The 12,038-nt window shown below is 54.2% G+C and carries 10 protein-coding genes; 7 read left to right on the top strand and 3 right to left on the bottom strand.

Annotated features, from left to right (window positions below; translation table 11 throughout):
* Positions 1–367: 367 nt before the first annotated feature.
* Complete coding sequence (locus IM265_RS13950; RefSeq protein WP_193031982.1) at positions 368–1,321, top strand: nickel/cobalt transporter; 954 nt, start codon at positions 368–370, stop codon at positions 1,319–1,321.
* A 33-nt stretch (positions 1,322–1,354) separates the two neighbouring features.
* Here the strand turns inward: IM265_RS13950 and proP are convergent, their stop codons facing one another.
* Positions 1,355–2,857 carry a glycine betaine/L-proline transporter ProP gene (gene proP / locus IM265_RS13955; RefSeq protein WP_041911505.1) on the bottom strand — a complete coding sequence of 501 codons (1,503 nt, stop codon included), beginning with the start codon at positions 2,855–2,857 and terminating at the stop codon, positions 1,355–1,357.
* A gap of 649 nt (positions 2,858–3,506) precedes the next feature.
* Between proP and kdgT the strand changes: the two genes are divergently transcribed.
* Complete coding sequence (kdgT, locus tag IM265_RS13960) at positions 3,507–4,499, top strand: 2-keto-3-deoxygluconate transporter (RefSeq protein ID WP_028015220.1); 993 nt, start codon at positions 3,507–3,509, stop codon at positions 4,497–4,499.
* A gap of 55 nt (positions 4,500–4,554) precedes the next feature.
* Here kdgT and IM265_RS13965 read toward each other — a convergent pair whose 3' ends face one another.
* Together IM265_RS13965 and crfC are read right to left on the bottom strand one after the other, a co-directional pair.
* Positions 4,555–5,430: a diguanylate cyclase regulator RdcB family protein gene (locus IM265_RS13965; RefSeq protein WP_028015219.1), complete on the bottom strand. Its 876-nt coding sequence runs from the start codon at positions 5,428–5,430 to the stop codon at positions 4,555–4,557.
* Complete coding sequence (gene crfC / locus IM265_RS13970; protein WP_192979156.1) at positions 5,427–7,781, bottom strand: clamp-binding protein CrfC; 2,355 nt, start codon at positions 7,779–7,781, stop codon at positions 5,427–5,429. The genes IM265_RS13965 and crfC overlap by 4 nt, the downstream gene beginning before the upstream one ends.
* A 593-nt stretch (positions 7,782–8,374) precedes the next feature.
* Between crfC and IM265_RS13975 the strand changes: the two genes are divergently transcribed.
* The 5 genes from IM265_RS13975 (at position 8,375) to phnE (ending at position 12,025) form a co-directional block, all read left to right on the top strand.
* Positions 8,375–8,710, top strand: a complete 336-nt coding sequence (locus IM265_RS13975) for a zinc ribbon domain-containing protein YjdM (protein WP_193031984.1) — start codon at positions 8,375–8,377, stop codon at positions 8,708–8,710.
* An 81-nt stretch (positions 8,711–8,791) separates the two neighbouring features.
* A complete protein-coding gene (gene yjdN, locus IM265_RS13980) occupies positions 8,792–9,229 on the top strand; it encodes a VOC family metalloprotein YjdN (protein WP_028015216.1) in 438 nt (145 codons plus the stop codon).
* A 136-nt stretch (positions 9,230–9,365) separates the two neighbouring features.
* Positions 9,366–10,154 (top strand): phosphonate ABC transporter ATP-binding protein, encoded by a 789-nt coding sequence (gene phnC, locus IM265_RS13985; protein ID WP_193031986.1) that lies wholly within the window; start codon positions 9,366–9,368, stop codon positions 10,152–10,154.
* A gap of 23 nt (positions 10,155–10,177) precedes the next feature.
* A complete protein-coding gene (phnD, locus tag IM265_RS13990; RefSeq protein WP_193031988.1) occupies positions 10,178–11,194 on the top strand; it encodes a phosphonate ABC transporter substrate-binding protein in 1,017 nt (338 codons plus the stop codon).
* Between the two features lie 51 nt (positions 11,195–11,245).
* Positions 11,246–12,025, top strand: coding sequence for a phosphonate ABC transporter, permease protein PhnE (gene phnE, locus IM265_RS13995; protein ID WP_028015213.1), 780 nt, complete (start codon positions 11,246–11,248; stop codon positions 12,023–12,025).
* Positions 12,026–12,038 lie beyond the last annotated feature (13 nt).

Below are 12,038 nucleotides of genomic sequence, written 5' to 3' on the forward strand. Positions count from 1 at the left end.
AAATTGTTAAAGAGCAGTGCAACGCGGCTTTCGATCATCGTTGCGAGGTGGCGTATATTACGCTTTCCTCTTTCAGAGTCAACCCGTTATTTCAGGATTTTTTCTCTTCAACCGACCGGGTTAGCTGTGAAGTGATTCACATCCGCCGTGTCGATGGAGGCGCATTATAGGGAGTTCTCCGCAGCCCGCAACAGAAAAGTTGCAAAAAAATGACTGACTGCTGCATTCCCCAGCAAAACCCCGCCTTATACCCTTTTACGCACAGACTTATCCACAATTACAGCAAGATCCTGATGCGATCCTGCGAACTGAAAGAGAAGATCAACTATACTAGCGGCAAATATTCTTCTCCGCAGAGCTCCCCCTGATGAATACACAACGCCTGCCTCGCGACTGGCGCCTCCCTACGGCCGGATTGATGCTGCTGACCATCCTCTTCGCCGCTTTTACGCTGCATGCGCACTGGAACGCCTTTATCCAGTGGTGCCTTGCCACGCAGATTACGCTGCACCGTTATCTGGTGATGTATCTCCTGCAGCTTAATAACAATCAGTACAGCGGTGGATTATGGCTCTTAACAGGCGCTTTCTTTTATGGCGTCCTTCACGCCATCGGGCCGGGGCACGGGAAGTTCATCGTGACAACCTACCTGAGCACAAATAAGGAGAGCGAACTGGCTGCACGCACCGTTCCCTTTCTTGGCAGCCTGATGCAGGGCGTCAGCGCCATTCTGTTTGTCTTTATTCTGGCAGTAGGATTTAACCTCGCGTCAGGGGATATCAGCACCAGCCGCTGGTATGTCGAGAAGATAAGCGCCGTGCTGATTGGCGCATTTGGTGCTTTCATCATTTACCAGGCGCTGAAAAGCCTGCGGCCTCAAAGAATGAGGATCTCAGCCATCACTCCCCTTCATCAGCACGATGAACACTGTGGCTGTGGTCATCACGGCGTGGGCGCAGATCTGACACAAGGTGACTGGAAAACGCGTCTGGGCGTCATTCTGGCGATTGGCGCACGTCCGTGCAGCGGTGCAATCATGATTCTGATGTTTTCGAACGCGCTGGGCATTGTCACCTGGGGAATGGCGGCCGTTATGACCATGTCTTTAGGAACGGCACTCGCTATTATGGGGCTATCACTGGCAGTTCGTTATGCCCGTGAACGCACAGTGGCATGGTTCGGGGGAGATAGCGCGTTCAGGTGGCTGGTGCCGGCAGTTAAAATTGCCGGAGGTATCATCCTGATCCTGTTCGCGACCGTCCTGTTCCTGACCGTCATCCCCATTAGCGCCAACGGCGACTACATCGCCGCCGGATGCTAATAAAAGAAAACCCGCCGTTGGCGGGTTTCTTTATTACTCGTTAATGCGTGGATGTTGATCAACAAGACGGGAGCGTTTCTTCTGCAGCTCTTCAATCTCTGCGTCGATATCCTCAATTTTCTGCTCAACGTTATCGTAGTGCTCGCGCAGGATTTCTTTCGCTTCCTGAATATCAGATGCCGCAGGCGTCGCCCCTTTCAGAGGACGGTTCGCCGTCTCCTTCATGGTCAGGCCGGTCGCCAGGCCGACTACCGCAATAACCATCAGGTAGTAGGCTGGCATCATCAGGTTCTGCGTGCTTTCCACCAGAGAGGCGGCAAGCGTAGGCGTCAGGCCGGCAATCAGAACGGAGATGTTGAACGCCGCCGCCAGCGCACTATAACGAATGTGCGTCGGGAACATCGCAGGTAATGTGGATGCCATCACCCCGATAAAGCAGTTCAGGATCACCGCCAGCATCAGCAGACCCGCGAAAATCAGACCCAGCACGTTACTGTTGATCAGAATAAACGCCGGGATCGCCAGCGCGAACAGCGCTACGCTACCCAGGATGATAAACGGTCGACGGCCAAAGCGGTCACTCAGCAGACCCATAATCGGCTGTACAAACAGCATACCCACCATGATGGCGATAATAATCAGCACGCCGTGATCTTCCGAGTAGTGCAGGTTATGCGACAGATAGCTCGGCATGTAGGTCAGCAGCATGTAGTAAGTGACGTTGGTGGAAATCACCAGACCAATACAGGTCAGCAGGCTGCGCCAGTGCTTTGTCGCGATCTCTTTAAAGGACACTTTCGGGCCGTCCTGCAGCCCTTCGCGGTCGCCCTGCTCCAGTTTCTCAACGTGCTGCTGGAACGCAGGTGTCTCTTCCAGCGCATGTCGCAGATAAAGACCGATAATACCCAGCGGGAGCGCGATAAAGAACGGAATACGCCAGCCCCAGTCGAGGAAGTTCTCCTCACCGACCACGGTTGAAATCAGAACCACGACGCCCGCGCCCATCACGAACCCGGCAATCGAACCGAAGTCCAGCCAGCTGCCCATAAAGCCGCGCTTACGGTCAGGAGAATACTCCGCGACGAAGATCGACGCCCCGGTATACTCGCCCCCGACGGAGAAGCCCTGCGCCATCTTACAGAGCAACAGCAGAATAGGTGCCCAGATGCCGATCGTGGCATAGGACGGTATTAGGCCGATACAGAACGTACTGATCGACATAATGACAATGGTGATAGCGAGTATTTTCTGGCGACCGTATTTGTCACCGAGCATACCGAAGAACAGACCACCCAGCGGGCGGATCAGGAAAGGAACGGAGAATGTACCCAGCGCGGCAATCATCTGCAGGCTTGGGTCAGCACCGGGGAAGAACACTTTACCTAATGCATAGGCAACAAAGCCGTAGACACCGAAATCGAACCATTCCATCGCATTACCGAGCGAGGCGGCGGTGATCGCTTTACGCAGTTTAGCGTCATCAATAATGGTGACGTCGCGAAGCGTAATGGGTTTAACCTTTTTCCTTCTTAGCATAGCTTTCCTCGTAGACTTAGCCCTGTCCGTTCCACAGCCAACTCGCACTCTGTGAACCCGAGATCCGCTCCATGCGAACCTCCATCTTCAAGCGTAGCAGGTTTACTTACATTGACGTTTTCCGTCGATACAACCGAACCTGTTGACGCCTGTCTGGGCAGTTAATGACCTTTTTACCCTACCAGCGTTTATATTTGTGATCAACTTCACACATATATTTATACTGCGTCAGGTGAAGACAGTTTTTGTCAACTACCGCAAATAAGTACTTTCTCAACCTTCCAGAGCCCCCATTTTCGGCCTCATCCTTTTTCTTTTCCCAACAGAATAAAAAGCCATATTTTTTACAAGAGATTTACATAAATTTTCAGCTCTCACAACGCGCCGTAAAGTTTACATTCAATATGTGATGAAGATAACTAAAACACCGTTTTATTTTCATTGAATCAATATTCCATCGATCGCATGATAATTCCTGAAACATAGCGACGCATGTTTTCTGACGAGAGGAAACGAGAGCGCTAACTGAATTTCGGTGCAGGGTTATCACAAACCAATCATCAAGAGCACCCTTCATCAAATTGAATTTATTGATTTTTTTATTCGCACCTGCCGCTCACCATGAGAGGCGAAATTGTGAGGGTTAGAGATGAAGATTAAAGCCACGATAGAACGCATACCGGGTGGTATGATGCTGGTGCCGCTGGTTCTCGGTGCTATTCTGAATACATTAGCACCTGAAACCGGGGCTTATTTTGGTGGTTTCACAAAGGGGATGATTACGGGTACCGTTCCCATCCTGGCGGTCTGGTTCTTTTGTATCGGCGCATCCATTAATTTGCGGGCAACCGGTACCGTATTACGCAAATCCGGAACGCTGGTGATAACCAAAATAGCGGTTGCCTGGGTGGTCGCAATGATATGCGCGATGTTCATTCCTGAAAATGGAATTCAGACCGGTTTCTTCGCCGGGTTATCCGTCCTGGCGATTGTCTCGGCGATGGACATGACCAACGGCGGGCTGTATGCCAGCCTGATGAACCAGTACGGAACGAAAGAGGAGTCCGGCGCGTTTGTTTTGATGTCTCTGGAGTCCGGCCCGCTCATGACGATGTTGATCCTGGGGTCCGCTGGCCTGGCTTCTTTTGAGCCCCATCATTTTGTCGGCGCGATCCTGCCATTCCTGATCGGCTTCGCGCTGGGCAATCTGGATCACGATCTGCGTGATTTCTTCAGCAAAGCCACGCCGGTGCTGATCCCATTCTTTGGCTTTGCGCTGGGTAACACCATCAACCTGAACGTGATTCTTGATACGGGACTGCTGGGGATTGTGCTGGGTGTCGCGGTTATCATCATCACCGGTATTCCGCTGATCATTGCTGACCGCGTCATCGGGGGAGGAAACGGCACGGCGGGCGTCGCCGCCTCTTCAGCCGCAGGCGCTGCCGTTGCAAATCCGGTTATTATCGCCCAGATTAACCCGGCCTTCGAACCGGTGGCCGCGTCCGCGACGGCACTGGTTGCCGCCAGCGTGATTGTCACCGCAATCCTGGTGCCCATCATCACGGCGCTATACGCGAAACGCTACGGAAATGTGCAAGAGATCCCGCCTGAACCGAAACCGATAGAAATGAATCACTAACACACCGCGCCAGCCATCCTCTCTCCCCTGGGGGGAGAGGGTCAGGATGAGGGGTTCAACCAAAAATCTCTTCCACCATTGCATCCACCAGCCGTTTTGCCGAACACAGCCTCGGCATACCCAGCGCGACGGTCTGCCAGTTTTGCGTCACTGACCAACTCACCGGGTGTATATCCGCCTGACACCAGTCGCCCAGCCAGCCCAGCATGTCTTTGTGATCGATTAAACCCGCCGAAGCGGGTGTGGTCAGCCATTGATGATAGAAATGGCGCGTCGTGGGAGACGCATTGATGCCCTGCGCGAGGTAGTTGGCGGCCATGCTGCGTAAATTATCCTTGAGCATTGCCGACACATCGTTGTTCGCCAGACGGCAGGCATCGCCAAATGCTCCCCAGCGCAGCTCTTCCAGAACAATGAAGCAGCGCCCGGCTAAAGACCAGCCATCATAGTGACCGGCTCGCCAGCGGGTGAAAATTTGTTCACTGTGCTCGCCCGCCTGTACCGTCAGTCCACGCTGGGTCAGCGCCTTTTCTTTATAGGCGGCACGTTGGGTAAAATGAGAGGAGAGCTCCGCATACTGTTCAAGCAGGCCGGGAGATGGCTGAGCGCGCAGGTGAGCCTGCTGGCACAGTGCAGTCAGTTTATCGGCCATCAGCGTCAGCGCAAGATGGCCTGGATCCAACATGCCGGCGAGTTTTTCCGCCAGCCCCAGGCGCAGGGCCGCGTTCTCGTTAAGCATTCCCGCCATCGCCCAGGGCCGTAGCCGGGTATGCGTCATGATCTCCTGAGTCAAACGTTCACGAAACTGCAGCTGCTGCGGCCCCAGATGGGGATGGCGCGCCGCGTCCACGCCCTGCACAAGATCGACCATAAACCTGGGATGAATACACTCCAGCGTCCGCCCGGGACCGTCCAGTAGCTGTGTTGTCATGGTTGCTCTGCTGCGAATAGAGTTTGAATGTCATCGCGTAACAGTCGGGTATCTTCCTGAATCCACGTCGCAGTCGTAATGCTTTGCTTCAACAGCTGGCTGAGCGCTCGGGTTGAATGCTCATTTTGTTGACGCACTGCGAGGCTATCACGCAAGCTTTCCTGTAACCCGGTCAGGCATAACGAAAATTCTGCAAAGAACGTCGCCATTCCGGCCGTAACAGAGACATCGACCTGCGCGGACAAAGCTTTACGTATTTGTTCACAAAACTGATCAATATGTTGCTTAAATTTGTCATGCAGTTGCGCAATGTCGATAACATAGTGCGTGCGCGTGACCACGTACTCATCCCAGCCCCAGCCCGGATTATTGAGCCAACGCGAAACGGTTTCACGCATACTGCTCCCGGCGGAAAGTTGACCTGCCGGGCGGTTATCCTGTGCAATGGCATCGTTAAACAGTGCACGCGTATTGAAGTCAAGCTGGTTTGCCTGAAAAGCCGGGAAGCTGATCCGCGCCCGGAAGCCGGCATGGCTCAGATGCTCTTTTATACGCGTTTCAATGGGGCGGATAGCGTCATTCAGCGAGCGCGCCAGCGTAGATTCCAGCTGATCGAAGCGTAACGCCAGCTCCCGGGCGATTTTTGCCTGCGCATCCAGCATGATGAGTTCACAGGAGGAGCGAATTTTACTCAGGACGATCTGCGCCTGACCTTCATCATCCAGAACCAGCGGTTCCCGCTCTTGCAGTTTGTCACTGCGGCGATTCAGCCGCTCAATACCTGCCAAATCAAGAATATTTTGAGGGCTGAATACATGGCCCACTGCCTGGTGAAGCGCCGATTTTTCGGCCTCCATAAAGTCCGCGGTCGCGTTCAGCGCCTGGTCAACTTCATGTTTCACCTCATCGCTCACCGCGCTCTGGCGCGTCTGCAGCAGCGCCATATCCTCTTCAAGACGCGCGATGTTCAGTTCCAGCCCCTCAAAGGCCACCGTCAGCCCCTGATAGCGGAAGTCGAGATACTCCCGGGCATTTTGCGCGTAGTTGAGCAGCTTATGCGAGGCCGAGCGCAGCGCGAATAGCGAGGCATTGGCATAGGCGGCGTAAATCAGTTTGCGTATCGGCTGTTCAAACAGCGAATCTTCCCAGAGCAAATCGGCTGCGTGACGGATATGGTTTATATCGTCCAGGTCCGCCGAACGCCAGCGGCGTCCGAGTGCGGCTTCGGCAAAATCCTGCACCCAGGGCTGCTCCTGATGATCCGGCAGGCGTCCACGGGCATTCATCTCGTTGCGGGCGCGGTTTGCCAGATACGCCCACATAGAGGAAACAGGGTAGATCTGGCCAGGCGAAATAGTGCCTTTCATTAAGGTACCGGAGATCATCGCCCTGACCTGCTCTTCATCGTCGCTATTGCGATCCTTCTGGTCGAATTTATTCACCAGCGCATACAGAGGCACTGATTTCCCCGCAACCGAAATAGCCTGACGGACCTCTTCATCAGAAATAGATTTAAGCTGGGTATAATCCATCACCGCCAGCACCGCCGACGCGCGGGCTAGCTGTTCGCTAAGCATTTTTTGCAGATGCGGTTGTCCGGCCTCATTGGGGCCGGGGGTATCGAGCAGCGTCAGCTGCCCGAGGTGCGCATCCAGACCCGCAAGATGCACGAACTCCACTTCAATCACCGGAATATGTTCGATGGCCGCGTATTCAGAGAACGGAAACGCCACGCCCAGCGCCTGGGAGAGCCTCACCAGGTCATTGAGACTTTTCAGGCAATGAAATATTGGCTGCGCCCCGAGATGATGCTTTTCAAAGGCCTCGCCTTTCTCAATACGCTCCAGCAGCGTATTCATGTCCTTATCAATTTCCAGTTGCAGAGCCAGCTTGCCGCGATCGTAATCGCCAAGCTTTTTCTGCAGCAGGTGAATCAAATCATCAATAGGAGAGACATGTGAGAAGTGGAGCACCGGCTCTTTCTGGCCTGGCGTATGACGGATCAACGTAGGCAGCGCCGTCATTGGGCGGTTGCGGTTCGGCAACACTTCGGTACCCACAATGGCATTAATGGTGGTCGATTTCCCCGCTTTCATCGTGCCAACGATAGCCAGAACCATTTCCAGACGTGTTATTTTGCGTAATTCATTATTCAGCGTTGCCTGCTGCGCTTCGACGCCGCGCGCACTAAAATGCAAAGGCAGCACGTTGTTCTTTTCACCTGTAATAGCAGCCGTCGTGCTCTCCAGCTTCGCTGTCGGCATTGATTTCAGGGTATCGAGATTTTGCAGGGCAAGCTGTAACAAACGCTCAGCTTCCTGACTTAATTCAAAAATGGTCTGTGTGTGCATGATAAAAGCCTTTCCTTAACGCAAATTTATTACTTTTATTAAGCCACTTGTATTAATTATGATGTTCAGGCTTATATGATCACGTGTGGAAAACATGTTCACCAAAATATAACTAATTGAAGATAATCAGAAATAAATGGCTATCCCTGCATGGCGTGTAAAGCTCTCCTCAAGGCCTGAAAGCCAAAAGATAAAAAGCCTGGCCCATTTTAAGAAGCTTCAGGATATATCATCATTATTTACCCACCTAAAAAGAGAGGGATAGGCCGCCAACATAAGAAATGCATGGCAGTAAAGTTCGAAGATAAATAACAATGCGTTGCTTCACCTTATCCGAAATGAAGGTGCGTAGCAATTTGCCGCAATAAAATATTCGATATATTTAGCGACTTCTCTTTCCACCGTGTTAATGACGTTAGCATCGCTTAGCTGACTGACAGTAAGTGTCACTCGCAACACATTTTCTGCGTTTTTTAAATTCACAATAGCACCGACAAAAGTGTGGATTTGCGTTATACTTGCCGCCTTTTTCGGCACTCTGCCGTCATTTAGCTGGCACTTTCCAGCGCGTTAACACTTTTGAGGATACCGACATGCAACTCCCACACTGCCCACAATGCAATTCTGAATACACATACGAAGATAATGGCATGTTCATCTGCCCGGAATGTGCACACGAATGGAATGATGCCGAGCCAGCGCAGGACGCTGATGCGCTGGTCGTCAAAGATGCCAACGGTAATCTGCTGGCGGATGGCGACAGCGTCACCGTGGTGAAAGATCTTAAGGTGAAAGGCAGCTCTTCCATGCTGAAGATCGGCACCAAAGTGAAGAATATCCGTCTGGTGGAAGGCGATCATAATATCGATTGCAAAATTGACGGCTTCGGTCCGATGAAACTGAAATCTGAGTTCGTGAAAAAGAACTGATTTAACCCGCCCGGTAGCGCTTCGCTTACCGGGCTTTCGGGAACTACACTTAACGGGCTTTTCTTACGTGAGGTAAAGATTATGCCGTTAAGTCCCTACATCTCTTTTGCCGGCAACTGTGCAGAGGCTACCGCCTTCTATCAGCAGGCCGTCGGCGCAGAACTCCTCTATAAAATCACCTTCGGCGAAATGCCAAAAAGCGATAACAGCGAAGAAGGCTGTCCGTCCGGCATGCAGTTTCCGGATTCGGCTATCGCTCACTCCAACGTTCGCATTGCGGGCAGCGATATCATGATGAGCGACGGGCTGCCGCCGGGCAGCAGCGCACAGTACGCGGGCTTCACGCTGGTGCTCGACACGCAGGATGTGTCAGAAGGCAAGCGCTGGTTCGACAACCTTGCCGATGGCGGGAATATCGACATGGCCTGGCAGGAAACCTTCTGGGCGCACGGCTTCGGTAAGGTCACCGACAAGTACGGCGTGCCGTGGATGATTAACGTCGTTAAGCAGCAGCACTAATTTTCGGGCGGTGGGCGGTCTGCCTCCGCCTGTCATCAAACTCCCCTCAACTCTTCAAACTCCCGCAACCTGCACTTAACCCAAATGTCATATTGATGCGCCAGCATGAGGCCACATTTATCGTGAGGCCCAGCACATGCACACTGTCATCCGCGTCGAGAAACTGAGCAAGACCTTCAATCACAACAAGGCGCTGCATGCCGTTGATCTGACCGTCCAGCAGGGCGAAATGGTGGCGCTGCTGGGGCCGTCCGGTTCAGGAAAATCCACCCTTCTGCGTCACTTAAGCGGCCTTATTACCTGCGATAAAACGCCGGAAAGCCGCGTCGAGCTGCTGGGTAACACCGTGCAGCATGCGGGCCGTCTGGCGAGCGATATTCGCAAAAGCCGCGCCCGGACGGGCTACATCTTTCAGCAGTTCAACCTGGTGAACCGCCTGACGGTGCTGGAGAACGTGCTGATTGGCGCGCTCGGCAGCACCCCGTTCTGGCGCACCTGCCTGCGCTGGTTCTCCCCATCACAGAAGCAGGAAGCCTTACAGGCGCTGACCCGCGTCGGCATGGCGCACTTCGCCCACCAGCGCGTGTCCACGCTGTCCGGCGGGCAGCAGCAGCGCGTCGCTATCGCCCGCGCCCTGATGCAGAAAGCCAAAATCATTCTGGCCGATGAGCCCATCGCCTCGTTGGATCCGGAGTCAGCCCGCATCGTGATGGAAACCCTGCGCGACATCAACCAGAACGACGGCATCACCGTGGTGGTGACGCTGCATCAGGTGGATTACGCCCTGCGCTACTGCGAGCGCATTGTCGCCCTGCGTCAGGGCCACGTGTTCTTCGATGGCGCCAGCCATCTGTTTGATAACGAACGTTTTGACCATCTCTACCGCAGCGTAAACCGCGTCGAAGAACGCGCGCAGGCTGCTTAACGCCCCGATAACGAGGAATGGAAATGAACTACAAAGCCGTTGCCGCGCTGGCCTTCACCAGCATGTTCAGCATCAGCACCCTGTTAAGCCCGGCGTACGCCGAAGAGCAGGAAAAAGCATTGAACTTTGGCATCATTTCAACGGAATCACAGCAAAACCTGAAGCCGCAGTGGGAACCGTTCCTGAAAGATATGGAAACCAAACTGGGGATCAAAGTGAACGCCTTCTTCGCCCCGGACTACGCGGGCATCATCCAGGGGATGCGCTTCAACAAAGTGGACATCGCCTGGTACGGCAACCTTTCCGCCATGGAAGCGGTGGACCGCGCCAACGGTCAGGTCTTTGCCCAGACCGTTGCGGCAGATGGTTCTCCAGGATACTGGAGCGTGCTGATCGTCAACAAAGACAGCCCGATCAACAACCTCAACGACATGATCGCCAAACGCAAAGATCTGACCTTTGGTAACGGCGATCCGAACTCCACCTCCGGCTTCCTCGTCCCTGGCTACTACGTCTTCGCGAAAAACAACATCTCCGCCAGCGACTTTAAGCGCACCGTCAACGCCAGCCACGAAACCAACGCGCTGGCCGTGGCGAACAAGCAGGTGGACGTTGCCACCAACAACACCGAAAACCTCGACAAGCTGAAAATTTCCGCGCCTGACAAGCTGAAAGAGCTGAAGGTCATCTGGAAATCCCCGCTGATCCCCGGCGACCCGATCGTCTGGCGCAAAAATCTCTCCGAAAGCACCAAGGACAAGGTCTACGACTTCTTTATGAACTACGGCAAAACACCGGAAGAGAAAGCGGTTCTGGAACGTCTGGGCTGGGCACCGTTCCGCGCGTCCAGCGATCTGCAGCTGGTCCCGATTCGCCAGTTGGCGCTGTTTAAGCAGATGCAGGCCGTGAAGGACAACAAAGGGCTGAAGGAAGAGGAGAAGACCAGCAAAGTCTCTGAAATTCAGGCCCAGCTGGAAGACCTCGACCGCCTGACCGCCGCGCTGGGTGCGATGACGAGCGTGAATAAAGCGGTGCAGTAACACAAGTCCCCTCTCCCTTGGGGGAGAGGGGGAACAGATTAAGGAGCCAACATGCAAACCATCACCCTCCCGCCGCCGAAGCGCAGCTGGTTCTCGCTCATAAGCTGGGCCATCCTGCTGGCGGTACTCGTTATCTCCTGGAAGGGCGCGGAGATGGATCCGCTGCTGCTCTTCAAAGATTCCGGCAACATGGCGACCTTCGCCGCCGACTTCTTCCCGCCGGATTTCAGCCAGTGGCAGGACTACCTCAGCGAAATGGCCATCACCCTGCAAATCGCCGTCTGGGGCACCGCCCTCGCCGTCGTTCTCTCCATTCCGTTCGGCCTGATGAGCGCCGAAAACATCGTACCGTGGTGGGTTTACCAGCCGATGCGTCGCCTGATGGACGCCTGTCGCGCCATCAACGAAATGGTCTTTGCGATGCTATTTGTGGTCGCCGTTGGCCTGGGTCCGTTCGCCGGCGTGATGGCACTGTTCATCCACACCACCGGCGTGCTCTCCAAGCTGCTCTCGGAAGCGGTCGAAGCCATCGAGCCCGGCCCGGTCGAAGGCATCCGCGCAACGGGCGCCAACAAAATCGAAGAGATCCTCTACGGCGTCCTGCCGCAGGTGATGCCGCTGCTGATCTCCTACTCCCTGTACCGCTTCGAGTCCAACGTTCGCTCCGCCACCGTGGTCGGTATGGTGGGCGCAGGCGGGATTGGCGTCACCCTGTGGGAAGCGATTCGCGGTTTCCAGTTCCAGCAAACCTGCGCCCTGATGGTGCTTATCATCGTCACCGTCAGCCTGCTGGATTTCCTCTCTCAACGCTTGCGTAAGCACTTCATCTGATTAGCGAGGCTTT

Source organism: Enterobacter cloacae complex sp. P17RS (assembly GCF_014895885.1).
GTDB classification, from domain to species: domain Bacteria; phylum Pseudomonadota; class Gammaproteobacteria; order Enterobacterales; family Enterobacteriaceae; genus Enterobacter; species Enterobacter bugandensis.

Coding starts and splice junctions, on each gene's coding strand:
- IM265_RS13975 (WP_193031984.1), top strand. CDS start 8,375: ATGCAACTCCCACACTGCCCACAATGCAATTCTGAATACACATACGAA.
- yjdN (WP_028015216.1), top strand. CDS start 8,792: ATGCCGTTAAGTCCCTACATCTCTTTTGCCGGCAACTGTGCAGAGGCT.
- phnC (WP_193031986.1), top strand. CDS start 9,366: ATGCACACTGTCATCCGCGTCGAGAAACTGAGCAAGACCTTCAATCAC.
- IM265_RS13965 (WP_028015219.1), bottom strand. CDS start 5,430: ATGACAACACAGCTACTGGACGGTCCCGGGCGGACGCTGGAGTGTATT.
- proP (WP_041911505.1), bottom strand. CDS start 2,857: ATGCTAAGAAGGAAAAAGGTTAAACCCATTACGCTTCGCGACGTCACC.
- kdgT (WP_028015220.1), top strand. CDS start 3,507: ATGAAGATTAAAGCCACGATAGAACGCATACCGGGTGGTATGATGCTG.
- phnE (WP_028015213.1), top strand. CDS start 11,246: ATGCAAACCATCACCCTCCCGCCGCCGAAGCGCAGCTGGTTCTCGCTC.
- IM265_RS13950 (WP_193031982.1), top strand. CDS start 368: ATGAATACACAACGCCTGCCTCGCGACTGGCGCCTCCCTACGGCCGGA.
- phnD (WP_193031988.1), top strand. CDS start 10,178: ATGAACTACAAAGCCGTTGCCGCGCTGGCCTTCACCAGCATGTTCAGC.
- crfC (WP_192979156.1), bottom strand. CDS start 7,781: ATGCACACACAGACCATTTTTGAATTAAGTCAGGAAGCTGAGCGTTTG.